The 23,973-nt window shown below is 66.7% G+C and carries 20 protein-coding genes; 10 read left to right on the forward strand and 10 right to left on the reverse strand.

Going from position 1 to position 23,973, the window contains the following annotated elements; genetic code table 11:
- Positions 1-3 precede the first annotated feature (3 nt).
- Genes DYI37_RS10405 through DYI37_RS10420 form a run of 4 tightly spaced genes read right to left on the reverse strand, consistent with a single transcriptional unit; the run spans position 4 to position 5,394 of the window.
- Positions 4-702 carry a YybS family protein gene (locus tag DYI37_RS10405; protein WP_116683172.1) on the reverse strand — a complete coding sequence of 233 codons (699 nt, stop codon included), beginning with the start codon at positions 700-702 and terminating at the stop codon, positions 4-6.
- Complete coding sequence (locus DYI37_RS10410; RefSeq protein ID WP_116683173.1) at positions 699-1,742, reverse strand: hypothetical protein; 1,044 nt, start codon at positions 1,740-1,742, stop codon at positions 699-701. Before DYI37_RS10410 ends, DYI37_RS10405 begins: the two co-directional genes overlap by 4 nt.
- Positions 1,739-3,118: a tetratricopeptide repeat protein gene (locus DYI37_RS10415; protein ID WP_116683174.1), complete on the reverse strand. Its 1,380-nt coding sequence runs from the start codon at positions 3,116-3,118 to the stop codon at positions 1,739-1,741. The genes DYI37_RS10410 and DYI37_RS10415 overlap by 4 nt, the downstream gene beginning before the upstream one ends.
- Positions 3,118-5,394, reverse strand: a complete 2,277-nt coding sequence (locus tag DYI37_RS10420) for a polysaccharide deacetylase family protein (protein WP_116683175.1) — start codon at positions 5,392-5,394, stop codon at positions 3,118-3,120. Before DYI37_RS10420 ends, DYI37_RS10415 begins: the two co-directional genes overlap by 1 nt.
- 505 nt (positions 5,395-5,899) lie before the next feature.
- Between DYI37_RS10420 and galE the strand changes: the two genes are divergently transcribed.
- Positions 5,900-6,886 (forward strand): UDP-glucose 4-epimerase GalE, encoded by a 987-nt coding sequence (gene galE, locus DYI37_RS10425; protein ID WP_116683176.1) that lies wholly within the window; start codon positions 5,900-5,902, stop codon positions 6,884-6,886.
- Between the two features lie 216 nt (positions 6,887-7,102).
- On the opposite strand, the gene DYI37_RS10430 is transcribed toward galE, so the two are convergent.
- Positions 7,103-8,539: an NAD(P)(+) transhydrogenase (Re/Si-specific) subunit beta gene (locus tag DYI37_RS10430; RefSeq protein WP_116683177.1), complete on the reverse strand. Its 1,437-nt coding sequence runs from the start codon at positions 8,537-8,539 to the stop codon at positions 7,103-7,105.
- A gap of 19 nt (positions 8,540-8,558) precedes the next feature.
- On the reverse strand, positions 8,559-10,133 hold the full coding sequence (locus DYI37_RS10435; protein WP_116683488.1) for a Re/Si-specific NAD(P)(+) transhydrogenase subunit alpha: 1,575 nt from the start codon (positions 10,131-10,133) through the stop codon (positions 8,559-8,561).
- 426 nt (positions 10,134-10,559) lie between these two features.
- Here DYI37_RS10435 and DYI37_RS10440 point away from each other — a divergent pair, with 426 nt between their 5' ends.
- Complete coding sequence (locus tag DYI37_RS10440) at positions 10,560-11,384, forward strand: alpha/beta hydrolase (RefSeq protein WP_116683178.1); 825 nt, start codon at positions 10,560-10,562, stop codon at positions 11,382-11,384.
- A 21-nt stretch (positions 11,385-11,405) separates the two neighbouring features.
- Here the strand turns inward: DYI37_RS10440 and ald are convergent, their stop codons facing one another.
- Entirely contained in the window at positions 11,406-12,521 is a 1,116-nt protein-coding gene (gene ald / locus DYI37_RS10445) for an alanine dehydrogenase (RefSeq protein ID WP_116683179.1), read from the reverse strand.
- A gap of 142 nt (positions 12,522-12,663) precedes the next feature.
- On the opposite strand from ald, the gene DYI37_RS10450 reads away from it, so the two are divergent.
- The 7 genes from DYI37_RS10450 (at position 12,664) to DYI37_RS10480 (ending at position 19,036) form a co-directional block, all read left to right on the forward strand.
- Positions 12,664-13,143, forward strand: coding sequence for an Lrp/AsnC family transcriptional regulator (locus tag DYI37_RS10450; protein ID WP_116683180.1), 480 nt, complete (start codon positions 12,664-12,666; stop codon positions 13,141-13,143).
- Between the two features lie 152 nt (positions 13,144-13,295).
- Complete coding sequence (locus DYI37_RS10455) at positions 13,296-14,432, forward strand: ABC transporter substrate-binding protein (RefSeq protein WP_116683181.1); 1,137 nt, start codon at positions 13,296-13,298, stop codon at positions 14,430-14,432.
- Between the two features lie 13 nt (positions 14,433-14,445).
- Positions 14,446-15,366 (forward strand): branched-chain amino acid ABC transporter permease, encoded by a 921-nt coding sequence (locus tag DYI37_RS10460; RefSeq protein ID WP_116683182.1) that lies wholly within the window; start codon positions 14,446-14,448, stop codon positions 15,364-15,366.
- Positions 15,359-16,354: a branched-chain amino acid ABC transporter permease gene (locus DYI37_RS10465; RefSeq protein WP_116683183.1), complete on the forward strand. Its 996-nt coding sequence runs from the start codon at positions 15,359-15,361 to the stop codon at positions 16,352-16,354. Before DYI37_RS10460 ends, DYI37_RS10465 begins: the two co-directional genes overlap by 8 nt.
- On the forward strand, positions 16,347-17,099 hold the full coding sequence (locus tag DYI37_RS10470; RefSeq protein ID WP_116683184.1) for an ABC transporter ATP-binding protein: 753 nt from the start codon (positions 16,347-16,349) through the stop codon (positions 17,097-17,099). Before DYI37_RS10465 ends, DYI37_RS10470 begins: the two co-directional genes overlap by 8 nt.
- The gene (locus DYI37_RS10475) at positions 17,096-17,785 is read left to right on the forward strand and encodes an ABC transporter ATP-binding protein (RefSeq protein ID WP_199520134.1); all 690 of its coding nucleotides are present in this window, start codon (positions 17,096-17,098) and stop codon (positions 17,783-17,785) included. The genes DYI37_RS10470 and DYI37_RS10475 overlap by 4 nt, the downstream gene beginning before the upstream one ends.
- A 198-nt stretch (positions 17,786-17,983) precedes the next feature.
- Positions 17,984-19,036, forward strand: coding sequence for an HD domain-containing phosphohydrolase (locus DYI37_RS10480; RefSeq protein ID WP_245413868.1), 1,053 nt, complete (start codon positions 17,984-17,986; stop codon positions 19,034-19,036).
- Positions 19,037-19,196: 160 nt separating this feature from the next.
- Here the strand turns inward: DYI37_RS10480 and DYI37_RS10485 are convergent, their stop codons facing one another.
- The 3 genes from DYI37_RS10485 to xylF form a co-directional block, all read right to left on the reverse strand.
- The gene (locus tag DYI37_RS10485; RefSeq protein ID WP_116683490.1) at positions 19,197-19,949 is read right to left on the reverse strand and encodes an ATP-binding cassette domain-containing protein; all 753 of its coding nucleotides are present in this window, start codon (positions 19,947-19,949) and stop codon (positions 19,197-19,199) included.
- Positions 19,950-20,035: 86 nt separating this feature from the next.
- On the reverse strand, positions 20,036-21,349 hold the full coding sequence (locus DYI37_RS10490) for a sugar ABC transporter permease (RefSeq protein ID WP_116683186.1): 1,314 nt from the start codon (positions 21,347-21,349) through the stop codon (positions 20,036-20,038).
- Between the two features lie 137 nt (positions 21,350-21,486).
- On the reverse strand, positions 21,487-22,527 hold the full coding sequence (xylF, locus tag DYI37_RS10495; protein ID WP_116683187.1) for a D-xylose ABC transporter substrate-binding protein: 1,041 nt from the start codon (positions 22,525-22,527) through the stop codon (positions 21,487-21,489).
- Between the two features lie 188 nt (positions 22,528-22,715).
- On the opposite strand from xylF, the gene DYI37_RS10500 reads away from it, so the two are divergent.
- Entirely contained in the window at positions 22,716-23,972 is a 1,257-nt protein-coding gene (locus DYI37_RS10500) for an ROK family protein (RefSeq protein WP_116683188.1), read from the forward strand.
- Position 23,973: the final 1 nt, after the last annotated feature.

The raw sequence follows: 23,973 nt of genomic DNA on the forward strand, positions 1-23,973 counted from the left end.
GGGTCACGCTCCGCGATCCTTCGGACGCGGCGCCTCGCCGGCCTTCTGTGCCTCGCTAGCCTTCTGCCTGTCGATCGTCTTTTCGCGAAGCCGCGCATAGACGGCCGCAGCGGATGCGCGCACGGCGATATCCCGGCTTTTCAGGCCCGCCTCCACGAGGGCGAACGGATAGGTTCGGTCGGAGCGTACGATCTGCGCGAGAACCCATTGGCGATCGGCGATCGAGCCCTCGGACATCACGCGATCGAAGCGCTCGGGCGCCTTTCGCCCCTGATAGGCCTGGTTCTGGACGATCGCCTCGTAGAGCCGGGTCGCGTCGTCGTCTCCCTCGCGTCGGGCGTCCCTGTTCCATTCGGCCCGCGAGGCGGGCGCGGCCGCACGGCTGAGGACGAGGATCTGGAGAAGCGTCACAACCGTTCCGGCAAAGGCCATGACCGCCAGATTGATGGCCGAGAGCGCCGCGATCGCCCCCTCCGCCTTCGTCTTCAAAAGATATGCGAAGAGAAGTCCGGCGAGCCCGAAATGAACGAGGATCGCCGGGCCGACTGGCAGGGCGCCGTAAGCGGTCGCAAGGCACAGGACCGCATCGAGAAGCCCGAAGCCGGCGATCGCGCCGATCCTGCGAACGCCGAGGCGCCTCGCGGTCAAGCGTGCGGAGATGCGCCGGCCCCGGCGGGCCCGTCCGATCGCGGCAGCGCTCATCCCGCACGTCCAGACCGGGCACGGGATGCCAGCGCGATGTCGAGCGCCTTTCTCAGCGCGGACGGGTCTGCGGCCGTTGCCTTGGCCGGTTCCGCCGCCTCGCGGAACGTCTCGCCGATCTCGTCGCCGATCACCTGGGCGAGCCGCCGCGCCGATGGCGGCTGCAGCGCCGGCGCCCACTCGGCGAAGACGAGTACGCCCTTCAGCGCCTTCGTTTCGGGATGGCGGATCGCCGCGGCGATCACATGGGCCGGCCGGCCGCCGGACATGGCCGGTTGTTCGATGAAGACGGCGCCGTGTGTCTTCTCGATCCGCGCCCTGACGGCGGAGGACAGGGCCCTGGAAGCGCCCGGGCCGGCCTGGACCCATTGCCCGTCCCGGCTCCAGTAGAGCAGCGGCTCGGAGAGGCCGAGGGATGCGAAATCGAGTTCAGCAAGCGCGGGGGCGACCGGCCCGCCGCTGCGGACGGTCTCGACGAAGCCCGCGAGCGTGCGAGGCTCGCCCCGCCCGGTGGTGGTCGCAAGATGAAATTCGAGCTGGTCCACATGCTCGCGCAACTCGCGCGCATGCCCCGCGATGACGTCGCGCTGATGCTCCCTGAACTCGCCGAGCCTGACGGCGTCCTCGAACTGCCCGCGCCAGCGGTCCCGCATCTCGCCGAGGAAGAGACCGCAGACGGCGAGGATCAGCGGATCGATCAGCTTTCCGTAGACGAGGTCGTAGTAATCGAGGCCGGTGGAGGGCGCAGGCGGGGCAGATGCGATCAGAAGGGACGCAAAGAGCGCGACCGCGAGCGCCGCGAACGCCTTTCCGTAGGCCACGCTGAAGACGGCCGTGAAGGCCAGCGCGAGGATGAAAAGCGTCCTGTCAGCTAAGGCCTGCGGCGGCAGAAGCCAGGCTATGCCGGCCCAGATCGCACCGGCACAGGCGAGTTCGAACAGGCGGCGCAGACGCGAATGCCGGGTCGGCACGATCAGCCGATCGCCCGGCGAGGCCGGCAGCGCTCCATTCGGAGCGTTCTCGTTCGAGGCCTGTCTCATGATCGGCGGCTCCGCTCGTCTCTCAGGCGAGGATCAAAGATGGGGTCGACGAAACCGGCCTGTTCCGCCGCCTGTCGCAGCACCGGCACCAGCGGCGGCGGAAGTGCGTTGCGGGCGAAGGACTGGCGCAGGATCGTCGCGATCTCCGACGGGGTAAGGGACACTTCGGCAAGACTGCGCCATTCGATCGCCTCGTCCTTGGTCAGGTGGTCGATGTCGACCGCCTGGAGGTATTGGCGGATCGCATTCGCGCGGCCGTCGGCCTTTGCGAGCGAGGCGGCGAAGAGCGGCCGCTTCGCCACCGTCTCCGCATCGAGGAGATGGCGGATCCCGGCGATCGCGGCAAAGCCCTGCAGGCCGTAGACGACGCTCGCAAGATCTGTGCCGGTGCGGCGGTCGTCCGGGCGGTCGCTGGAAAGGAGCGTATAGAGATCGCCGTAAAGGGGGCGCATGCTGTTGAGCGAGACGGCGATGCGGCCGTAGAGCCGCAATCCGTCGATCGCCTTGTCCTCAGGCACGCGATCGATCCAGGCGTGGACCGCCTCGCGCGCAAGGTCGACATGCCCTTGGTTACCGAGGCTCCAGGCAAGGGCTTGCGGCAGCTTTCCCGATGCCCGGTCGGCCCCGGCGAGAGCCATGGCCTCCTCGGTCAGCCCCTGATTGGCGAGACGTGTTGCGAGATCGGCCTGACGCTCCTCCGAAAGGCCCGCCCGCACCCATGTCTCGGCGTCCCGGGTCGCCTCCTGCGTGCGGCCGAGATCGAGCATGGTGTCGAAGAGGAGGCTCTGGGTCGCCCATTTCTCGGGACCGTTCTTGACCACCGTGCGGGAGAGGACGCGATAGGCGTCTTCGCCGCGATCTGCCCTCGCGAGGATTTCGGCCTGGCGAAGCGACAATTCGGGCGAAAGCGGCACGTCGACGAAGGAGGCCAGAATCTCTTCCTCGGCGTCGAATTCGCCCCAGAGCCTCAGGGTTCTCGCAAGCAGTTCCACATCCTTGGGCTTCGACGTGACATCGGCGAGACGCGTCAGGATCTCGATATAGGCGTCGATATCCTGCGTATGGGAAAGGTACTCGGCCGCCCGGCGCAGCGCCAGCTCGCTGTCCGGGTCCTCGTCGAGGAGCGTGTCGATCGCCCGTTCCTGCATCTTCGCATCGCCGAAGGACCGGTTGAGATCGGCGAGCTTCTCGACGAACCGCACATCGCCCTCGCCATCGGAGAAGATGGTATTGCCGAGATCTGCGGCGGCCTCCCCGCGCTGATCGCGATCGAGCATCGAGATCGCCTCGAACGGGCCCGGCGCGATGACGAGGACCGCGAGAAGCGCCGCAAACCCGACGCCGGCACCGGCCCAGAACGTGTTCCTGAGGAGCATCAGGCGCGCTCCTCGACACCGGACGGGACCGGCTCCTGCGCCGAAAGGGGCACGATCGAGACCCGAACGCTGTCCTGGCGGGCATCCATATCCAGTTCGATCCGCATCAGGCCGTCCGCCCCGACGTCGACTTCGAGATCTTCGGCAGCCCCGGCCGGCCCGGTGGCGTCCAGCCGGTACCTTCCTTGCGGAACGTCGCGGAACGCGAACTCGCCCGGGCCGAAGCCGGTCGCATCGAAGGAAATCTCATCCTCGCCTCGCGAGAAGGCGGACACGATCCAGCTGCCTTCCGAAAGGTTCGCCTCGGCAAGCCCTGAGGGCTCGCCGCCGTTCCCAGAGAAAGGTGCGAGCGCGACGACGGCTTGCCGCTCGGCGGGGTCCAGAGCGACATAGAGAGACTTGTTGAAGCGCGAGGAGCCGAGGACACCGCGGCTGCGGGCGATATCGACCTCCCTGTCCCCGGCAGCGTCGAAGCGGAGCGTGTCGAGGCCATCCCGGTCGCTCACCCGCCATTCCATCGGCCCGATCGCCTCGATCCGGGTCGAGAAGAAGCCATCGGCGATCGCGGCATAGCGGGACGCGTGGATGGCGATGACATCCTGCGTGCGCACCCAGTCGAGATGGGACTTGATCGCGTCGAGCGAGGCCGCACGCTCGGCCGAATAGGTGTGGTAATAGAGATTGATGCCCCTGAGGCGTAAGGGGGCGCCGGTGCGCTCGAAGGTCTCGCGCATCTGCACGAAGCCGCTGAACCGGTCCGTCCACAGATCGGTGAAGATGTTCTCGTTGGCGTTCACCGCGTAGATCTGGCGCTCACCGCCGACGAAGCGCGAGATCGGAGCGATATAGCCGGTCGAGGGTCGCTGGTCGTCGAAGCGGATATCGCCGCCATTGATGTTGCGCACGCCGGCAGCGCGCGTCGCGGCGATCGCCGCCTCGAAGGGCTTGGCATTGCCGGTCCACTGGAAGAGGGCGATCGGCTTTCCCTCGGGCGCAAGCGCCTCGGTTTCGGCAAGCGCCCCGCCGATCTCGTTCTCGAGGTCGAACGGATCGCGCATATAGGCGCGCGGCAGGTCGTGATAGGCCGCGACGACCGCGTCCTGCGACGGCCCGATCCCGGCAAGGCGCGACAGGCGATCGATGACGGTTTCGGCCTGTTCGCCGCGGGCGCTCGCCATGAGTTCGAGCTCACGCGCCCGGTCGTAATGCTCGAAGAATCCCCATACGAAGGGATGCGTGCGGCTGTGGCTGGCCACCTCCACCTGGGGCAGAGCGAAGGCGCGCCGAACCAAAGCTTCGCTGTCGGGACGCGCGCCGAAATCCGGATCGAGGTCACCCAGCACGAAGCCCAGCGATACCGGCATGTCGGGATAGGCCTCGAAGAGTTCCGCGATCATCACCTCGGCGGCGCTCGTATCGGTTCCCCGATAGCGCTCGATCTGGGAGACGCTGTTCCAGCCGTCGCCGTCCACATGGCTGAAGTAGAGGCGCCGGCCGAGGACGGTGGTCGTATCGGGAACAGGAAAGACCGGAACGTCGAGGGCGCGGTGGAAGAAGACGAAGGGATCGACGATCCATCGCTTCATGTTGAGCGCGTCGTCGTAATAGAGAAAGAAGCCCGGCGCGGCATAGGCCCCGCCCTCGCCGAAGGCGACGACGGCATCGGTGCGCACACGGCGCCCCGCGTTCACCTCGTAGGAGAGCGCGATCTCGGCCCCCTCGCCGCGCGGCTCGACGAGCGGATGGGCGGGCAGGATCGGATCGGGCGGGACTTCGAAGCCGATCACGGTCTCGTCCGTCGCAAGGCGCTCGGCGCTCGTGCCGCGCTCGACGAATTGCGGCATCACGCGAAGACCGATGCGCTCGAAGAGGGCATTGATCGAATCACGGTTCTCGTCGGTGAGATCGCCGCCCACCTCTCCGAGCACGATCAGCTTGCGGATGACGTCCGCGTTCTGCCGAAGCCACCGGAAATAGGCGGACTGATGCCGCAGATTGCCCGGAAACATCGTCAGCACCCCGTCCGCCTCGCCAAGGGCGTCGCGCGAGGGAAGATCCTGCGAGACGTCGTAATAGTCGAGGACGAAGCCGAGATGGTTCAGGGGCATCTCGGCATTGGTGTGGATCAGCGTATCGGAGGGGGTCGGCTCGAGCGTGCTGTCGTAAAGCGCAATGACCGTGCGATCCACCCGTGCGGCCGACGCGGCGCCGACGCAAGACAGGAGAACGCCCAGAAGCAGCCCGAGAACGCAACTCGCACGAAAGGCGAAGGGCATGCCAACAACTCACTACGCAACTAAAAAAACGATTGTTAACACGATGATAACTATTTTCGCACGGATCGGTTGCCGAGACAACCGGCGCGGGGAACCGGTCCCCAGATTCGAAGGAAACCCGCACTTGTGCTTGGTTCTCACCGAAACCTGGTCTTCGCGCGGCGGGTGACGAATCGCGCCCGCCAGAATCTGGACCTCGCGAACAAAGGCATTCATGAAGACGATCCGAGTGCCGGAAGGTCTTGCGCCGGTTCAGTGTCCGCTCTTCCGCGATACCGAGGCGGCAGTCCTTCGCGGACCCAAGCAGCCCGATGCCGATACCGTTGCGTCAGTCCGGCACGCATGCTTGCCGTGAGATCGAAGAGGGCCGGGCCGTGATTGGGCGAAGGAAGCAGCGGGACGGGAATTGCCCCTTCCGTCCCTCACATCATATGAGGGCCTGATAAACGGGGGTCCGGCTCGAGCCGCCCCTTTCCTGTCCGCCGTTCCAACGGAGTCTCCCTGAATGACGGTTCTCGTTACCGGAGGTGCCGGCTATATCGGCAGTCACATGGTCCATGCGCTTCTCGCCCTCGGCGAGGACGTGGTCGTGGTGGACAATCTCGTCACGGGTTTCGACTGGGCCGTTCCGCCGGCGGCCCGTTTCGAGCGCGGCGACATCGCCGACCGGTCCCTCCTCGACCGCATCATGGGGGAGAACGAGATCGACGCGGTCATTCATTTCGCCGGCTCGGTCGTCGTTCCGGAATCCGTCAGGGATCCGTTGAAATACTACGACAACAACACGGCCGCCTCCCGCCTCCTGATCGAGGCCTGCGTCGCCCATGGGGTGCCCCGCTTCATCTTCTCCTCCACCGCCGCCGTCTACGGGGAGGTGAGCGCCGAGACCCTGACGGAGGATGCGGCCGCCCAGCCGATCAATCCCTATGGCCGCTCGAAACTGATGACGGAATGGATGCTGCGGGACGTCTCGGCCGCCCATGATCTCGAGCATGTCGCCCTTCGCTACTTCAACGTCGCGGGCGCCGATCCGGATGGCAGGACGGGCCAATCCACGGCCGGCGCGACCCATCTCATCAAGGTCGCCTGCGAGACGGCGCTCGGCCAGCGTTCGTCCATGGCGATCTTCGGCACGGACTACGAGACGCGCGACGGCACGGCGATCCGCGACTACATCCATGTGAGCGACCTGATCGAGGCCCATGTCCAGGCCCTGCGATATCTGAGAAATGGCGGGAAGAGCCTGACGGCGAATGTCGGATACGGACGCGGCTACACGGTGAAGGAGGTGGTCGCGGCGGTGGAGCGGCAGACCGGCGCGATGCCGGTCGAGCTGCGCGAACGCCGCGCGGGCGATTCCGCCGTCGTCGTCGCCGATGCAAGCCGCGCGCGGGACGTGCTCGAATGGACGCCGCGATACGACGATCTCGATCTCATCGTGAAACACGCGCTGGCCTGGCAGAAAGCGCTGGACCAGCGAAAGCAGGGATGAAGACAGGACGGCGCGGGTCCGGCGATGACGGACCTTTTGCGGCGGCGCCTTCGCCGCGCCCCACCCCACCATGGATCGCGCCGCATCGGGCATGAGAAAGCCCCGGGTGGCGTCAAGCCTCCCGGGGCGTTCGATCAGGACGCGGACATGTCGTTCGGATCACCCGATCCGAAACCGGAGGCCCGAAGGCCGAAAGCCGGGTCCGGGTCCGTCGTGCTAGCCCTCGATCTTGCCGAGAAGCTCTTCCAGCGATTTCTTCGCATCGCCGTAGAACATGCGGGTGTTGTCCTTGAAGAAGAGCGGGTTCTCGATGCCCGAATAGCCGGTTCCCTGGCCGCGCTTGGACACGAAGACCTGCTTGGCCTTCCAGCATTCGAGCACCGGCATGCCCGAGATCGGGCTGTTGGGATCGTCCTGGGCCGCCGGGTTCACGATGTCGTTGGAGCCGATGACGATGACGACGTCCGTGTCCTTGAAGTCGTCGTTGATCTCGTCCATCTCCAGAACGATGTCGTAGGGCACCTTGGCCTCGGCCAGGAGCACGTTCATGTGTCCCGGCAGACGCCCGGCGACGGGGTGGATCGCGAAGCGCACCGTCTTGCCCTGGTTGCGCAGCTTGGTGACCAGCTGGCTCACCGCCTGCTGGGCCTGCGCCACCGCCATGCCGTAGCCCGGAATGATGATGATGCTGTCGGCATCCTCCAGGGCATTGGCGACACCCGACGCGTCGATCGCCACCTGCTCGCCCTCGACCGCCATCTGCTCGCCGCCCGTGCTGCCGAAGCCGCCGAGGATGACCGAGACGAAGGAGCGGTTCATCGCCTTGCACATGATGTAGGACAGGATCGCGCCGGAGGAGCCGACGAGCGCGCCGACGGTGATGAGGAGATCGTTGCCGAGGGAGAAGCCGATCGCCGCCGCCGCCCAGCCCGAATAGCTGTTCAGCATGGAGACGACGACGGGCATGTCCGCCCCGCCGATGCCGCGGATCAGGTGATAGCCGATGAAGAGCGCGGCGAGCGTCATCAGGATCAGCGGGAACAGTCCGGCGGTATTGAAATACCAGATCAGGCAGAGCGCCGAGAGCGCGGCGGCCCCGATGTTCAGCCAGTGGCCGCCGGGCAGCTTCGTCGCGGCGGACGAGACCTTTCCGGCGAGCTTGCCATAGGCGATGACCGAGCCGGTGAAGGTGATCGCGCCGATGAAGATGCCGAGGAAGAGTTCGATCCTGAGGATCGCGAGTTCGGCCGGGTCCTTGTGGGCGATGAGCGCGGCGAACCCCTCGAGCCCCTCGCGCTCGACTGGCGTCATGCCGGCCACGCGCCGAAGCTCGATATGGGCGATGAAGCCGACCAGCACCGCCGCAAGGCCGACGAGGCTGTGCATGGCGGCGACGAGTTCGGGCATCTGCGTCATCTGCACGCGCGTCGCCAGCTGATAGCCGACGGCGGCGCCGAGGAGAATGAGAATGATCGAGACCGGCCAGAGGCCCGCCCCCGGCCCGACCAGGGTCGCGAGAACGGCGATCGCCATGCCCACGATCCCGTACCAGACCGCCCGCTTGGCGCTTTCCTGGCCCGAAAGCCCGCCGAGGGAGAGGATGAAGAGAACCGCCGCGACCACATAGGCCGCCGTCGTGAATCCGTATGCCATATCTGAAAGCCCCCCGCCGTCAGGATTTCTGGAACATGGCGAGCATGCGCCGTGTCACGAGGAAGCCGCCGAAGATGTTGATGGCCGCCAGGAACACCGCAAGTGCGGCGAGGATGATCACGAAGGCCGATCCGGACCCGATCTGCATCAGCGCCCCGAGGATGATGATCGAGGAGATGGCGTTGGTCACCGCCATCAGCGGCGTGTGCAGGCTGTGGGCGACGCCCCAGATCACCTGGAAGCCGACGAAGACCGACAGGACGAAGACGATGAGGTGCTGCATGAAGCTGGCCGGCGCGAACAGACCGGCAAACAGCACGAGCCCGCCGCCAACGGCCAGGAGCGTCACCTGAGACTTGGTCTGGGCCGCGAAGGCGGCCTTTTCCTCGGCCCGCTTCTCCTCCGGCGTCTTCTCCTTCACCTTCTCCTTGGGCTTTTGCGCCGCGATCGCCTTCACCTTGGGCTTGGGCGGCGGATAGGTGATCTCGCCGTCATGGGTGACGGTCGCGCCACGGATGACGTCGTCCTCCATGTCGTGGACGACCGTGCCGTCCTTCCCGGGCGTCAGGTCCGCCATCATGTGGCGGATATTGGTGGCGTAGAGCGTGGAGGACTGGGTCGCCATCCGGCTCGGGAAATCGGTATAGCCGACGATCGTCACGCCGTTGTCGGTGACGATCTTCTCGTCCATGACGGTCAGCTTGCAGTTGCCGCCCTTCTCGGCGGCGAGATCTACGATCACCGAGCCCGGCTTCATGCTCTCGACCATGTCGCGGGTCCAGAGCTCCGGCGCCTCGCGGCCCGGAATGAGCGCCGTCGTGATGACGATGTCCATGTCCGGCGCGAGCTCGCGGAACTTGGCGAGCTGGGCTTCGCGGAATTCGGGGCTCGACACCGAGGCGTAGCCGCCTGATTCCGCGCCGTCCTTCGTCTCCTCGGCGAAATCGAGATAGACGAACTCGGCGCCCATGCTCTCCACCTGCTCGGCGACTTCCGGGCGCACGTCGAAGGCGTAGGTGATCGCACCGAGGGATGTGGAGGTGCCGATGGCCGCAAGGCCCGCGACTCCCGCGCCGACGACGAGGACCTTGGCCGGCGGCACCTTGCCCGCCGCCGTGACCTGTCCGGTGAAGAAGCGGCCGAAATTGCTGCCGGCCTCGATCACCGCGCGGTAGCCGGCGATATTGGCCATGGAGGACAGGGCATCCATCTTCTGGGCGCGCGAGATGCGCGGCACCATGTCCATGGCGATGACCGTCGCGCCGGACGTCTTGGCCGCCTCCAGAAGCGCCTCGTTCTGGCCCGGATAGAAGAAGGAGATCAGGGTCTTGCCCTTGGAGAGGCGCTCGATCTCCTCGTCCTTCGGCTCCCTCACCTTCACGACGATATCCGCCGTTTCGTAGAGTTTGGCCGCATCCTCGACGATCGTGACGCCCGCCTCCCGATACGCCTCGTCGGTAAAGCCGGCCTTGGTGCCGGCGCCGGTCTCGATCAGGCACTCATGGCCGAGCTTGCGGAGCTCCTGCGCGGATTTGGGCGTCATCGCCACCCGCGACTCGCCCTTGTGGGTTTCCCTTGGTGCGCCGATTTTCAACCTGTTTTCCTCCTCAAAGACCATGCCGAAGACGTCTGACGGACGACGTGAGTATCGGCATGGTTCAGCAAACCTCAAGCCCGGCGCTCCGCAACGGGGCAAAGCGCGAGTCGACCAGTCCGCATGCGATATAGAACACCCCGGAAATCCCTCCGCAACATTCAATCGAAGAACTGCGGGACCGATGCCTTTGGACAGGGCGCGACGACGCTTGCGGCAGTCAGGATCGGCAGGACATCGAACAGGATCGGAAGAGTGGTCCTCTAGCGGTCGCATGACATGCGGCGGGGACCATCGGCGCGGCAGGCGTGAAGGAAAGAAGACCGCCCGCGCGTTCGCTTCGCAAGACGTCGACAGACCGGCCCGGCCTTCGATATGGCGAACGTCGAGGCCAGGCACCGCTGCCCGAACAGGAGACGACATCCGATGCTGATCAGGATGACCGAGTGGGACGATCTCTACGACAACAGGGCGGCCATCCCGCAGAGCGATAGATGGCCCGAACGCTGGGCCAAGCCCGCCGCGGACTTTCGTGACGAGGCGGGCTCATCGGCACGGCTTGCCCTTCCCTATGGACCGGGGACCCGCAACCGGTTCGACCTTTTCCTGCCGGAGGAGAGCCCGCAGGGACTCGTCGTCTTCGTCCATGGCGGCTTCTGGACGGGGCTCGACCGCAGCTACTGGTCCCATCTGGCACGAGGGCCGCTCGCCCACGGCCATGCGGTCGCGATTCCCGAATACACCCTATGCTCCGAGATCCGCATCGCCGGCATCACGGCCGAGATCGGCCGCGCCATCGAGACCGCCGCGGCCATGGTCGGCGGCCCGATCCGCCTTGCCGGTCACTCGGCGGGCGGCCATCTCGTCTCGCGCATGGTGAGCCACACCTCGCCGCTCGGGCGCGAGACACGCGGCCGGATCGCGGGGGTCGTCTCGATCTCGGGCCTTCACGATCTTCGCCCGCTTCGAAGGACCGCGCGGCAGGAACATCTGCGGATCGACGAGGCGGAAGCCCTCGCCGAGAGCCCCGCCCTTCTGGAGCCGCTGCCCGGAACGCGCATCACCGCATGGGTGGGTGCGAGGGAGACGTCCGAATTCGTCCGCCAAAGCCGTCTCCTCGCCAATATCTGGCGCGGCCTCGGCGCCGCGACCGAGTGCGTGGAAGAGCCCGACAAGCACCATTTCGACGTGATCGACGATCTGGAGCGGCCGGAAAGCCCGATCGTCGAGCGCCTCATCGGCCGGGTCTGAGGGCGCCCCGCGACAGCCTGTTCAGGCCGAAAGGGCCGAAGCTCCCTCGACATGGCTCTGGCCCAGCGCGTCGGCGACGGCGCGATTGGTGATCCGGCCCCGATGGACGTTGAGGCCGGCCATCAGGTGCGGGTCGCGTCGCAAGGCGTCGAGGCCGTGATCGGCGAGCGCGAGGCCGAAGGGCAGCGTCGCGTTGTTCAGCGCATAGGTCGAGGTCACGGGAACGGCGCCCGGCATGTTGGCGACGCAGTAGTGGATGATGCCGTCGATCTCGAAGGTGGGTTCGGCATGGGTCGTGGCACGGGAGGTCTCGAAACAGCCGCCCTGATCGATCGCGACATCGACGAGGACCGCGCCGGGCTTCATCGAGGAGAGCATCGCGCGCGTGACGAGCTTGGGCGCCGAGGCGCCCGGGATGAGCACAGCGCCGATCACGAGGTCGGCGGCGAAGACGCATTCGTCGAGGGCGGTCGGCGTCGAGAAACGCGTCATCACCCGGCCCTCGAAGAGATCGTCGAGTTCGCGCAGGCGCGGGATCGAACGATCGAGAATGGTGACTTCGGCGCCGAGGCCGACCGCCATCCGGGCGGCTTCCTTGCCGACGACGCCGCCTCCGACGATCGCCACCTTGCCCGGTGCGACGCCGGGCACGCCGCCCAGAAGAACCCCGCGCCCGCCGCAGGCCTTTTCCAGCGTCCGGGCGCCGGCCTGCACGGAGAGCCGGCCCGCGACCTCCGACATCGGCGCGAGCAGCGGCAGGCCGCCGCGCGCATCCGTCACCGTCTCATAGGCGACGGCGGTGACGCCGGAATTCAGAAGTCCCCTGGTCTGCTCCGGGTCCGGGGCGAGATGGAGATAGGTGTAGAGGATCTGGTTCTCGCGCAGCTGCGCCCATTCGCCGGGCTGCGGCTCCTTGACCTTCACCACCATGTCGGCGCGCGAGAAGACGTCCTCGGCCGCACCGACGATCTCGGCACCGGCCGCGACATAGTCCTCGTCGCCGGCGCCGATGCCCGCGCCCGCCCCCGTCTCCACGACGACGCTATGGCCGTGGGACACGTATTCGCGGGCAGCGGCCGGCGTCAGCCCGACGCGGTATTCGTGGTTCTTGATCTCCCTGGGGCAACCGATGCGCATGGGGAACGTCCTCACCTATCCCTGATCATGGGAGGATTGAAGAGCGTTCGCGCCGCAATGTCCCGCTTTTTCCAGCGCTTTTCGCCGGTTCCAACGCAAGGATCTTGCGCCGAGGCCGGCGGGCTGCAAGGATCGTGCGCACATGACCTATGACCGCTTCGATCTCGCCATCATGCAGGCGCTTCAACGGGACGGACGCCTTTCCAACCAGGCGCTCGCCGAACGGGTGGGACTGTCACCCTCGGCCTGCTCCCGGCGTCTGGACCGGCTGGAGACGACCGGCGCGATCGAGGGCTACAGCGCGCGCCTGTCGAGCCAGCTGCTCGGCTATCCGGTCACGGTGATGGTGAACATCACGCTCGCGGGCCAGAGCGAGAAGCAGCTGGCCGAATTCGAGGCCGCGGTGCGGCGCTGTCCCAATGTTCTGGTCTGCTTCCTGATGTCGGGAGAATACGACTACATCCTGCGGGTCGCCGCGCGCGATCTTCAGGACTTCGAGCACATCCACAAGACCGCCCTGTCCTCCCTTCCCCATGTGGCGAAGATGAATTCCTCCTTCGCGCTGCGCAAGATCACGGACCGCTCGGCGACCGTGCCGCCCATCGCGCCGGGCGGCCTGTGAGGACGATGGGTGGAGGCGGACCGGGTGCCCGCTCTTGCGCGAGCACACTTGCGGGCGCACGCGAATCCTGCTCCATCCGTCGGGCGCCGCATTTCGACCGCCCGCCCCGTCCCCTGGTCTCGATTTTCCACGACAAACGAGAGAACGCATCCATGACCTTGAAGATCGTCGCACTCACGGCCCTTGCGCTCGCCGCCGGCTCGACCGCCGCCTTAAGCGAGCCCCTGAAGATCGGCCTGATCACGACCCTTTCGGGTCCGGGAGCCGGGCTCGGCATCGATACGCGCGACGGGTTCATGCTGGCGGTCGAACAGTCGGGCGCGAAGGATGTCGAGGTTCTGGTCGAGGACGACGGACAGAAGCCCGAACTTGCCGTGCAGATCGCCGACAGGATGATCCAGAGCGAGGATGTCGACGTTCTGACGGGGATCGTCTTCTCCAACATCCTGATGGCGGTGGCCCCGTCCGCCACCGCGCAGGACAAGTTCTACGTCTCGACCAATGCCGCCCCCGCAGCGCTTGCCGGCGCGGGCTGCCATCCGCTCTATTTCAACGCCGCCTATCAGAACGACAATCTGCACGAGGCGATGGGCGAATATGCCAATCGCGAATACAAGAACATGGTCATCATGGCGCCGAACTATCCCGCCGGGAAGGATTCGCTGACCGGGTTCAAGCGCTACTACAAGGGCGAGCTCGCCGGCGAGATCTACACCCAGCTCGGCCAGACCGATTACGCAGCCGAGATCGCCCAGATCCGCGCCTCCGGGGCCGACGGCGTCTTCATGTTCCTGCCCGGCGGCATGGGCATCGCTTTCATGAAGCAGTATGCCCAGTCGGGTTCGGAAATTCCCGTGATCGGCCCCGGCTTCTCGTTCAGCCAGGACGTCCTGCCGGCGATCGGCGATGCGGCCCTCGGCGTGAAGAATTCCGGCCAGTGGGCGAAGAATCTCGACAATCCCGCCAGCAAGCGGTTCGTGGAAGCCTTCGAGGCCCAATACGACCGGCTTCCCTCGATCTATGCGGTCCAGGCCTATGACGCAGCCCAGTTGATCCTCTCGGCCCATGAAAGCGCCGAGCCGTCCGATACAGAGGCCTTCCGTCAGGCCCTTCTGAAGGCCGACATCCAGTCGCCGCGCGGCAAGTTCTCCTTCAACACCAACCAGCATCCGATCCAGGACATCTACCTGACCGAGGTGGTGAAGGAGGACGGCGTCCTGACGAACCACACCGTCGAGACGATCTTCACCGATCACGGCGATGCCTACGCCGCGGACTGCCAGATGTGACAAGGCCGACCGCTTGTCCCTTCCACTTCTGATCGAGCAGGCGCTGAACGGCCTTCAACTCGGCATCATGCTGTTCCTGATGGCGGCCGGACTGACGCTGATCTTCGGCGTGATGGGCGTGATCAATCTGGCGCACGGCTCCCTCTACATGGTGGGCGCCTTCGCCTGCGCGGCCGTGGCGGCGGCGAGCGGCTCCTTCTGGCTGGGTCTTGCGGCGAGCCTTGCGGCGGCGGCCGTCGCGGGCGCTCTCGTCGAGACGACCGTCATCCGGCGGCTTTATGCCCGCGATCACCTCGATCAGGTGCTCGCGACCTTCGCCCTCATCCTGATCTTCTCGGAAGGGACGCGCTGGCTGTTCGGCTCGTTCCCGCTCTATCTCGACGTCCCGCCGCTCCTCCAGGGGGCGGTCGCCCTGCCCGGCGGGGTCCAGTATCCGGCCTACAGGCTCGCCGTGATCGGCCTCGGCATCGCCGTCGCCATCGGGCTCTACCTCCTCATCGCGCGCACGCGGCTCGGCATGCGCATCCGTGCCGGCGAGAACGACCGCGAGATGATCGCCGCGCTCGGCGTCGACATCCGCAGCCTCAACACGATCGTCTTCGCGCTCGGGGCGGCCCTTGCCGGTCTTGCGGGAGCGACCGTCGGCGCCCTTCAATCGGTGCAGGTGGGCATGGGCGAGCCGGTCCTCATTCTCGCCTTCGTGGTGATCGTCATCGGCGGCATCGGCTCCGTCAGGGGCGCCTTCTACGGCGCGCTCCTCATCGGTTTCGTGGATACGGCGGGCCGGTTCTTCCTGCCGCGCATCGCTGGTCTCTTCCTGCCGCCGGCCGATGCGGGACTTCTGGGAAGCGGTCTCGCCTCCATGCTGATCTATGCGGTGATGGCGGTGATCCTCGCTTTGCGCCCGAAGGGTTTGTTCGCCTCCCATGCCTGAGCGTCATGCCATCCCGGTCCGCAGCCTTCTCGCAAGCCTTGCGATCGTCCTCTTCCCGCTCGCCTATGCGCTCCTCGCCAACCTTTCGGGCGAGACCTTCCACGTCACGCTCGCAACGCGCATCGCGATCCTCGGCCTTGCCGCGACGGGCCTAAATCTCGCCCTCGGCCTCGGCGGGCTCGTCTCCCTCGGCCATGCCGCCTTCTTCGGCATCGGAGGCTATGTCGCGGGCATCGTCGCCTCCCATGCGATGGGGGGAGAGCCGCTGCCCTTCGGCCTGCCCGCATCGGCGCAGATGGCGAGCGTCTGGGCCCTCGCGATGCTCGCGGCAGGCCTCTTCGCCCTCGTCGTCGGGGCGATCAGCCTGCGCACAAGCGGCGTCGCCTTCATCATGATCACCCTGGCCTTCGCCCAGCTCGTCTTCTATCTGGCGATCGCCTGGCCGGGCTATGGTGGCGAGGACGGCATGGCGCTCATCCTGCGCAATCCCTTCTTCGGGCTTGCCACCATGCGCCCGATGACCTTCTTCCTGATCGCCTTCGGCGCGCTTCTCGCGGGCCTTGCCGCCTTCGCCATCATTAAGGCCTCACGCTTCGGCGCGGCCCTCCAGGCGGCGCGGCAGAACCCGGACCGCCTCGCCGCCCTCGGCGTCAGGCCTGACCGCATCCAGCTCGTCGCCTTCGTCATCTCCGGTGCGATCACCGCCCTCGCCGGCGCGCTCTACGCCGATCTCAACCGCTTCGTCAGCCCCTCGATGCTGTCCTGGCACATGTCCGGCGAACTCATCGTCCTCGTCGTTCTGGGCGGTGTCGGACGGCTCGCCGGCCCCCTGGCGGGCGCTACCCTCTACGTTCTCCTCGAGCATTTCCTCGGCGGCGTGACCGAGCGCTGGCAGTTCTTTCTCGGCCTCGCGCTCCTCCTCGTGGTTCTGATGGGGCGCGGCGGCCTGATGAGCCTTCTTGCACCGAAGGGTGCCGGACATGGCTGAACCGATCCTCCGCGTCGCCGGCCTGAGGAAGTCCTATGGCGGGCTGACCGTCACCGACGATGTCAGCCTCGATCTTCGGCCCGGCGAGATCCATGCGCTGATCGGCCCGAACGGGGCCGGCAAGTCAACGCTGATCGGCCAGATCTGCGGCTCGGTGATGCCGGACGCCGGAAGCGTCTCCTTCGATGGCCGCGACATCACGCGGTGGAACACGGCCGAGCGGGCCCGCGCCGGCCTCGGCCGCACCTTCCAGATCTCGACGATCCTGCCCGAATTCACCGCCCTCGCCCACACGATGCTCGCCGTCCAGGCGCGTCAGGGCACGAGTTTCCGCTTCTTTAGACCCACAGCGCTCGACCGCTCGCTGCGCGATCCGGCCATGCAGGCGCTTGCCCGGGTCGGCCTCGACGGCAGGGCGGAGATTCCGGCCGCCAGCCTCTCCCATGGCGAGCGCCGCCGGCTCGAAGTGGCGCTCGTTCTCGCGCTCGGCTCCAAGGCCCTCGTGATGGACGAGCCGATGGCCGGCATGGGAAGCGAGGGGTCGCGGGAGTTGACCGCGCTCCTCTCGCAGCTGAGGCACGAGACGCCGATCCTCATGGTGGAGCACGACATGGACGCCGTCTTCGCACTCGCCGACCGCATCTCCGTCCTCGTCTACGGCAGGATCGTCGCGACCGGCACGCCCGACGAGATCCGGAGCGACCGGCTCGTGCGCGAAGCCTATCTCGGCGAGGCATCGGCATGAGCCGAATTCTCGAAGTCCGTGATCTGTCGGCCTTCTACGGGGCGAGCCAGGCCCTGTTCGGCGTCGACCTCTCGGTCGAGGAGGGGGAGGTCGTCGCGCTCGCGGGCCGGAACGGCATGGGCAAGACCACGACGATCCGTGCCGTCTGCGGCCTCGTCGCGGCAAGGGCCGAAAGCCTTCGCTTCGCGGATCGGGACATTTCGGGCATGGCGTCCTTCCGCATCGCGCGCCTCGGCATCGGCCTCGTGCCGGAAGGCCGCCGCTGCTTTCGCGCCCTGAGCGTGCGGGAAAACCTTCTCGTTGCGGCCCGCAAGGGGCCATGGACCCTCGAACGGGTCGAAGCCCTGTTTCCGCGCCTTGCCGAGAGGCGCGACCAGTCGGCGGGTCTTCTTTCGGGCGGCGAGCAGCAGATGGTGGCGATCGGCCGCGCCTTGATGACCAATCCCCGCCTCCTCGTCCTCGACGAGGCGACGGAGGGCCTCGCGCCCCTGATCCGCCAGGAGATCTGGTCCGCGATCAAAGCCCTGAAGAGCGAACGCCTCTCCATCGTGGTCGTCGACAAGAGCCTCGCCGAACTCCTTCCGGTCGCGGATCGCTGCACGGTTCTGTCCAATGGCCGCACGGTCTGGACCGGACGGCCGGCCGATCTCGACCGGAGCCTTCAGGAACGCTTTCTGGGACTTTGATCCCGATCGCCGGAGGGGTTCCTCGGAAGCGGACCTGCGCCGAGGCGCGAGGATCCCGCCCCTGCGTCAGATTAGCCGACTATCCATTCCGCACGTTTCGAGGATAGTCGGCAGCGACCCGCAACCGTGTTTTTAAAGAGGTTGAAACGGTTCCATGTACTACTGATCGGGATGCTCCTAGGGGTTTGCAGGATGTCCATGAGGGTCTTGATCATCGACGACAGTCGGTCGAGCGCGTCCGCCATCGCCGGCAAGGTCGCGGAACTCGGCGACGTCGAGACGAGGATCTGCCTCGATCCGGAGCAGGCCATCACGGAGTGTGACCAGTCCCAGTTCGACCTCGTCCTCGTCGACTACATCATGCCGAAACTCGACGGCATCGAAGTGCTGACGGCCCTGCGCGAGCGGGCCGCCTACCGGCACGTGCCGATGATCATGATCGCCGCGACCCTTGATCCGGCCCTGAAGCGCCAGGCCATCCAGGCCGGGGCCACGGACTTTCTCAACAAGCCCTTCGACTGGATCGAACTTCAGTCCCGCGTGCGCAACCTGCTCGCCCTCAGACAGGTGCAATGCGAGCAGACGGACCGGGCAAGGGAGCTTGCGGCCGAAGTCGAGCAGGCGACGGCGAGCCTCGTCGCACGTGAGGAGGAGATCATCTGGCGCCTCGCGCGGGCCATCGAATATCGCGACGGCACGACCGGCGACCACGTCTCGCGCGTCGCCGAGATCTGCCGCATTCTGGCGGAAACCCTCGGCCTCGGCGAGGAGCGTGCGCGCATCCTCTACCTCGCCGCGCCCCTGCACGATATCGGCAAGATCGGCATCCCGGACGCCGTCCTTCAGAAACCGGGGCGGCTGAGCGCCGAAGAGATGTCCGTCATGCGCAGGCATGTCGATATCGGCGCCGCGATCCTCGGGGAGGCCTCGACCGAAGTCGTCCACGTCGCGAGCGTCGTCGCCAAAACGCATCACGAGAAATGGGATGGCAACGGCTATCCGGCGGGTCTTGCGGGCGACGCCATCCCGATCGAAGGGCGCATCGTCGCTCTCGCCGACGTCTTCGACGCCCTGTGCTCGGAGCGTCCCTACAAGGCGGCATGGCCGATCGAAAAGGCCTATGACGAGATTCTCGCCTGCAGCGGTAGTCACTTCGATCCCGGCTGCGTCGAGGCCTTCGTGGCGGCCTGGACGCGCATCCGTCCACTGATGGATGCCGGGCACGCCGAGACGGTCGCAAAGGTCGCCTGACCGGGGCAGATGCGGCCATAACCTTGCCGGGATGCCGGCATAGAGAAAGGCCCGATCCGTGGGGATCGGGCCCTGATCGTCGCGGCCTTCGAACGAAGCCGGATCTTCCGCGAACCGGAGCCAGACAAGTCGTCCAGCCGGGTCGGTGCCGGCGCCGCGTTCAGTCCTTCATCGCGCCCGGCCCGGGCGTTGCGCCGGCGGGGCACTTGCCGAGAATGATCATGCCGAGGACTTCGTCCTTGGTCACGTCGCTCGTCTTCGCGCTTCCCACCACCTGGCCGTTCTTCATCACCACCACGCGATCCGACAGGTCGAAGACATCGTGGATGTCGTGGCTGATGAGGAAGATGCCGATCTCCTCCTTCTTCAGCTCCTTGATGAGGTCCGCGACCTGCGCGGTCTCCTGCGGCCCGAGCGCGGCGGTCGGCTCGTCCATGATCAGGATCTTGGCGTTGAAGAGGATCGCTCTGGCGATCGCAACTGACTGGCGCTGGCCGCCGGACAGGGCCCGGACCGGCTCCTTGAAGCGCTTGAAGTTCGGGTTGAGGCGGCCCATCACCTTGCGAGCCTCGGCCTCCATCGCGGCATCGTCGAGCGTGCCGAAGGGCGTCATGATCTCGCGCCCGAGGAAGAGGTTGGCGGCCGCGTCCACATTGTCGGCGAGCGCGAGGGTCTGGTAGATCGTCTCGATGCCATAGGCCTTGGCGTCGCGCGGGTTCGAGATCGTCGCCCTCTCGCCGCGCACCATGATCTCGCCGCTGTCGCGCTTGTAGGCGCCCGACAGGATCTTGATCAGCGTCGACTTGCCCGCCCCGTTATGGCCGAGCAGAGCGACGACCTCCCCCGGATAGAGATCGAGCGAGGCCCCGTCGACGGCATGGATGCCGCCGAAGGAGATCGAGATGTCTTCCATCGCGACGAGGGGTGGCCCGGCGCGGTCGATGTTGTCCGTATGACCGGTGGTGCCGCCGTCGCGGATATCGTCCATCGTGGTGCTCATCATGCGGCCCTCTTGCGGTAGACGGTGTCGAGCCAGACGGCCACGACGAGCACGGCCCCGACGACGATGTTCTGAAGCGGCGTATCCATGCCGAGCAGAACCATGCCCGATTGCAGGCTCTGCATGACCAGCGCGCCGAGCATGGCTCCGGCGATCGTGCCGGCGCCGCCCGCGAGCGAGGTTCCGCCGATGACGGCGGCGGCGATGGTGTAGAGCTCGTCGAGCGTGCCCTGGGCATTGGTGGCGGAGGTGAGGCGCGCCGTGGAGATCGCGGCCGCGATCGCCGCCAGCATGCCCATGAGGGCAAAGACCATCATGGTGACGCGCTTGGTGTTGATGCCGGCAAGCTCTGCGGCTTCCGGGTTGCCACCGATCGCGAAGACGTAGCGGCCGAAGCGGGTGCGCCGCGCGACGAAGGTCATGACGATGCCGACGCCGATGAAGAGAAGCACCGGAACCGCATAGCCGAAGGAGATCGCCAGACCGCCTTCCGGCACCGCGATGCCGTTCGCCTGGGCATAGCGGGCGGCGAGCGGACCGGGCAGGAGATAGGCGTTGACGATGAGGGTCGCGACGACGACCGCGCCGGCCGAGAGAGCGAAGGTCAGATACTCGGCCCACATGGGCTTGACCGGGAAATGGAACCGCTTGCGCTGGCGCCGGGCATTGACCGCGGCGAGCGCGAGGAAGGCGATGGCGACGATCGCGATGACCCAGCTCCAGGTCGCGCCGATGGAGCCGTCCGAGCCGCCGCCGAGGATCTTGAACGTGTCGTCGGTGATCGGGATGGTGCGGCCCGAGGCGACCCACCATGCAGCGCCACGCCAGACGAGCAGGCCGCCCAGCGTCACGATGAAGGAGGGCACGCCCATATAGGCGATGACGAAGCCCTGGAGACCGCCGATCGCAAGGCCCGAAAGAAGGCCGAGCCCGATCGTCGCGATCCAGACCATGGGGTTGTCGAAGCCGAACATCGGCGTGAACCAGGTGGTCTGCGCGATCGCCATGATCATGCCGGTGACGCCGAGGACCGAGCCGACCGACAGGTCGATATTGCGGGTGACGATGACGAGCACCATGCCGGTCGCCATCACGCCGACCGATGCCGTCTGCACCGACAGGTTCCACAGGTTTCGCGGGGTCAGGAAGGTGCCGCCCGACAGGATGTGGAAGCCGACCCAGATGACCAGCAGCGCGCCGACCATGCCGAGCATGCGCGTGTCGATTTCGGTCGCGCGCAGGAAATTCTTGAACCCGGAGCCACCGCCGGCCGTCTTCGGCCGCACGGCACCACCCGATGCCACGTCACTCATGATCGCCTCCCAGGAAATTCGAAGGGCCAGACGAGGCGGGTTCTCGCGCTGCGTCGGACCGGCCGCTCCCGGCTTTGCCGGAAGGGGGCTTGCCGGGACGGGTTTCACCGTCCCGGCAAGCGATGATCACGGATGGATCAGTTGCAGGCCGGAACCGAGCCCGGCTCGACGCCCTGGCAGACGGTGTCCTTGGACACCCAGCCCGAATCGATGATCGTCTGGAGATTGTCCTTGGTGATCGCGACGGGCTTCAGGAAGATCGAGGACAGCTGCATGCCGCCCGGGCTGTCCCAGCTCTCCGCACCCTCGACCTCGGCCATCTGCGTGCCCTTGGCGAGATCGAGAGCGATCTCGGCCGCGCGCTTGCCGAGTTCGCGCGAGTCCTTCCAGACCGAGACTGTCTGGGTTCCGCGCGCGATGCGGTTGAGCGCCGCATGGTCGGCGTCCTGCCCGGAGACGGGGACCGAACCGGCGAGACCCTGGGCCTCCAGAGCCGCGATCGCACCGCCCGCCGTGCCGTCGTTCGAGGCGACGACCGCGTCGACCTCGTTGTTGTTGGCGGTCAGGATCTGTTCCATGTTCTGCTGGGCGTTCGCCGGAAGCCAGGCATCCGTATAGGCCTCGCCGACATTCTTGATCTTGCCGGAATCGATCGCGTCCTTGAGGACTTCCATCTGGCCGGAGAACAGGAAGTCGGCGTTCGGATCGGAGGACGAGCCCTTGATGAAGGCGTAGTTGCCTTCCGGCTTCACCTTCTGGACTTCGCGGGCCTGGATGCGGCCGACTTCCTTGTTGTCGAAGGTGATGTAGAACGCGTCCGGGTTCTCGATCAGGCGATCATAGCCGACGACCGGGATGCCGTTGTTGACGGCGGTCTGAACGGCGGGGCCGATCGCGGCGGAATCCTGCGCGAGGATGATCAGCGCGTCGGCGCCCTGGCTGATCAGGGATTCGACATCGGTCAGCTGCTTGGCGGCCGAGGACTGCGCATCGGCGGAAATGTAGCTGGCGCCGGCGGCCTCGAGAGCCTCCTTGATCGCGGCCTCGTCGGTCTTCCAGCGTTCTTCCTGGAAGTTCGACCAGGAGACGCCCACGGTCGGGCCGTCCTGGGCCGCTGCGAGTGCCGTCATGCCGAGCGAAAACACCGCGCCGGCGAGCGCGATCTTCAAAGTCTTCATCGATTTCCTCCCTGGCGCGATAAGCGCCTGAACTCCCTTGCCGACAGCCCGTCGGCTCTCGACCAAGACTTTTTCCAAGCCTCGTAAAAAATGGTGACATCAAAAAATATGTCTGTCAACATAGGCGTGAGGAGCGGAACCGGACGGGAGGAAACGTCGGGTCCGCGGCGGGAGGATCTGAACCGGACATGCTGTCGAAAACCGACGCGGAAGGCGTGCGCGCCCATAATCGCCGGATCGTCATCGAGCACCTGCGCGTCAGGCGGCGCACGACCCGCCGCGCCGCCGCGGACGCGACCGGCCTTTCCCTGTCCTCGGCCGCCGCCATCACCAGCGCCCTCATCCGCAACGGTCTCGTGCGCGAGATTCCCGAGGCCGAGGAAGACGCCCCCCTCGCCCGCGTCGGGCGGCGCGGCCGGCCCGAGCGCCGCATCGCCCTCCTCGGCGAGGCCGCTTACGTGATCGCCGCCCGTGTCGCCGTCGGCGAGATCGCCGTCCGTCTCTCCGATTATGCCGGCACCTCTCTGGCCGAGGCGACCCGCGAGACCTCCATTGCCGGTTTCGATGCGGATGCGATCGCGGGCGTCATCGCCGCGCTCATCGAAACCGTCGCCAGCGAGGCCCGCCTCGCCTCTTGCGACCGGATCGGCCGGATCGGCCGGATCGTCGTCGCGGTCCAGGGCAAGGTCGACACGTCACGCGGATCGATCGTCTGGTCGCCGGCGCTGAAGACCCGCAATATCGAGATCGGCCCGGCGATCGAGGCAAGGACCGGGATCGGGGTCGGCGTCGAGAACGACTGCTCGCTGATGCCCGAGGGCTTCCGCTGGGACGGCTCCTCGGTACGCAGCGGCCTTGCGACGATCCTCATCGGCTTCGGTGTCGGAATGGGGATCGCCGTCGCCGGCGATCCGTTCACCGCCCGCCAGCGGGCATCGACCGAATTCGGCCATATCAACCACTATCCCGGCGGGGCGCTGTGCCGCTGCGGCAATCGCGGCTGCGTGGAAGCCTATGCCGCCGACTACGCGATCCTCAGATCGGCGGGTGGCGCACCGCCGGACGAGATCATCGCAAGGCGGATCGACGAGAGCCTGATGCACGCGATCGCCGACCGGGCACGCGCCGGCGAGGCACAGGCCGCAGGCGCGTTCGAGACCGCCGGGCTCGCGCTCGGCTACGGGCTCGGCCGGGTCTTCACCCTCATCGACCCGCTGCCGCTGGTCTTCACCGGGTCCGGGTCTCACGCCATGGATCTTCTCGAACCCTCCATTCGGCGCGGTATCGCCGAGAGTGCGGTCGCGGGCGAAGGCGCGGACGTGCCCTTCACCGTGGTCGAGGATGCCGATGCGCTGATCTTCGACGCCGCGACCAACCGGGCGCTCGGGGATCTCGACCAGGTCTTCGCAGCCAGCGAGCGCGAAACGAGGGATGCGGCCGAATGAA

The organism is Fulvimarina endophytica, from assembly GCF_003403015.1.
Classification (GTDB): domain Bacteria; phylum Pseudomonadota; class Alphaproteobacteria; order Rhizobiales; family Rhizobiaceae; genus Fulvimarina; species Fulvimarina endophytica.

Excerpts from the sequence above, each read along its gene's own strand:
- DYI37_RS10410 (WP_116683173.1), bottom strand. The coding sequence starts at position 1,742 with ATGAGACAGGCCTCGAACGAGAACGCTCCGAATGGAGCGCTGCCGGCC.
- DYI37_RS10420 (WP_116683175.1), bottom strand. The coding sequence starts at position 5,394 with ATGCCCTTCGCCTTTCGTGCGAGTTGCGTTCTCGGGCTGCTTCTGGGC.
- DYI37_RS10485 (WP_116683490.1), bottom strand. The coding sequence starts at position 19,949 with ATGGAAGACATCTCGATCTCCTTCGGCGGCATCCATGCCGTCGACGGG.
- DYI37_RS10455 (WP_116683181.1), top strand. The coding sequence starts at position 13,296 with ATGACCTTGAAGATCGTCGCACTCACGGCCCTTGCGCTCGCCGCCGGC.
- DYI37_RS10465 (WP_116683183.1), top strand. The coding sequence starts at position 15,359 with ATGCCTGAGCGTCATGCCATCCCGGTCCGCAGCCTTCTCGCAAGCCTT.
- DYI37_RS10490 (WP_116683186.1), bottom strand. The coding sequence starts at position 21,349 with ATGAGTGACGTGGCATCGGGTGGTGCCGTGCGGCCGAAGACGGCCGGC.
- DYI37_RS10430 (WP_116683177.1), bottom strand. The coding sequence starts at position 8,539 with ATGGCATACGGATTCACGACGGCGGCCTATGTGGTCGCGGCGGTTCTC.
- DYI37_RS10500 (WP_116683188.1), top strand. The coding sequence starts at position 22,716 with ATGCTGTCGAAAACCGACGCGGAAGGCGTGCGCGCCCATAATCGCCGG.
- DYI37_RS10415 (WP_116683174.1), bottom strand. The coding sequence starts at position 3,118 with ATGCTCCTCAGGAACACGTTCTGGGCCGGTGCCGGCGTCGGGTTTGCG.
- DYI37_RS10405 (WP_116683172.1), bottom strand. The coding sequence starts at position 702 with ATGAGCGCTGCCGCGATCGGACGGGCCCGCCGGGGCCGGCGCATCTCC.
- DYI37_RS10480 (WP_245413868.1), top strand. The coding sequence starts at position 17,984 with ATGAGGGTCTTGATCATCGACGACAGTCGGTCGAGCGCGTCCGCCATC.
- DYI37_RS10450 (WP_116683180.1), top strand. The coding sequence starts at position 12,664 with ATGACCTATGACCGCTTCGATCTCGCCATCATGCAGGCGCTTCAACGG.
- galE (WP_116683176.1), top strand. The coding sequence starts at position 5,900 with ATGACGGTTCTCGTTACCGGAGGTGCCGGCTATATCGGCAGTCACATG.
- DYI37_RS10470 (WP_116683184.1), top strand. The coding sequence starts at position 16,347 with ATGGCTGAACCGATCCTCCGCGTCGCCGGCCTGAGGAAGTCCTATGGC.
- xylF (WP_116683187.1), bottom strand. The coding sequence starts at position 22,527 with ATGAAGACTTTGAAGATCGCGCTCGCCGGCGCGGTGTTTTCGCTCGGC.
- DYI37_RS10475 (WP_199520134.1), top strand. The coding sequence starts at position 17,096 with ATGAGCCGAATTCTCGAAGTCCGTGATCTGTCGGCCTTCTACGGGGCG.
- ald (WP_116683179.1), bottom strand. The coding sequence starts at position 12,521 with ATGCGCATCGGTTGCCCCAGGGAGATCAAGAACCACGAATACCGCGTC.
- DYI37_RS10440 (WP_116683178.1), top strand. The coding sequence starts at position 10,560 with ATGCTGATCAGGATGACCGAGTGGGACGATCTCTACGACAACAGGGCG.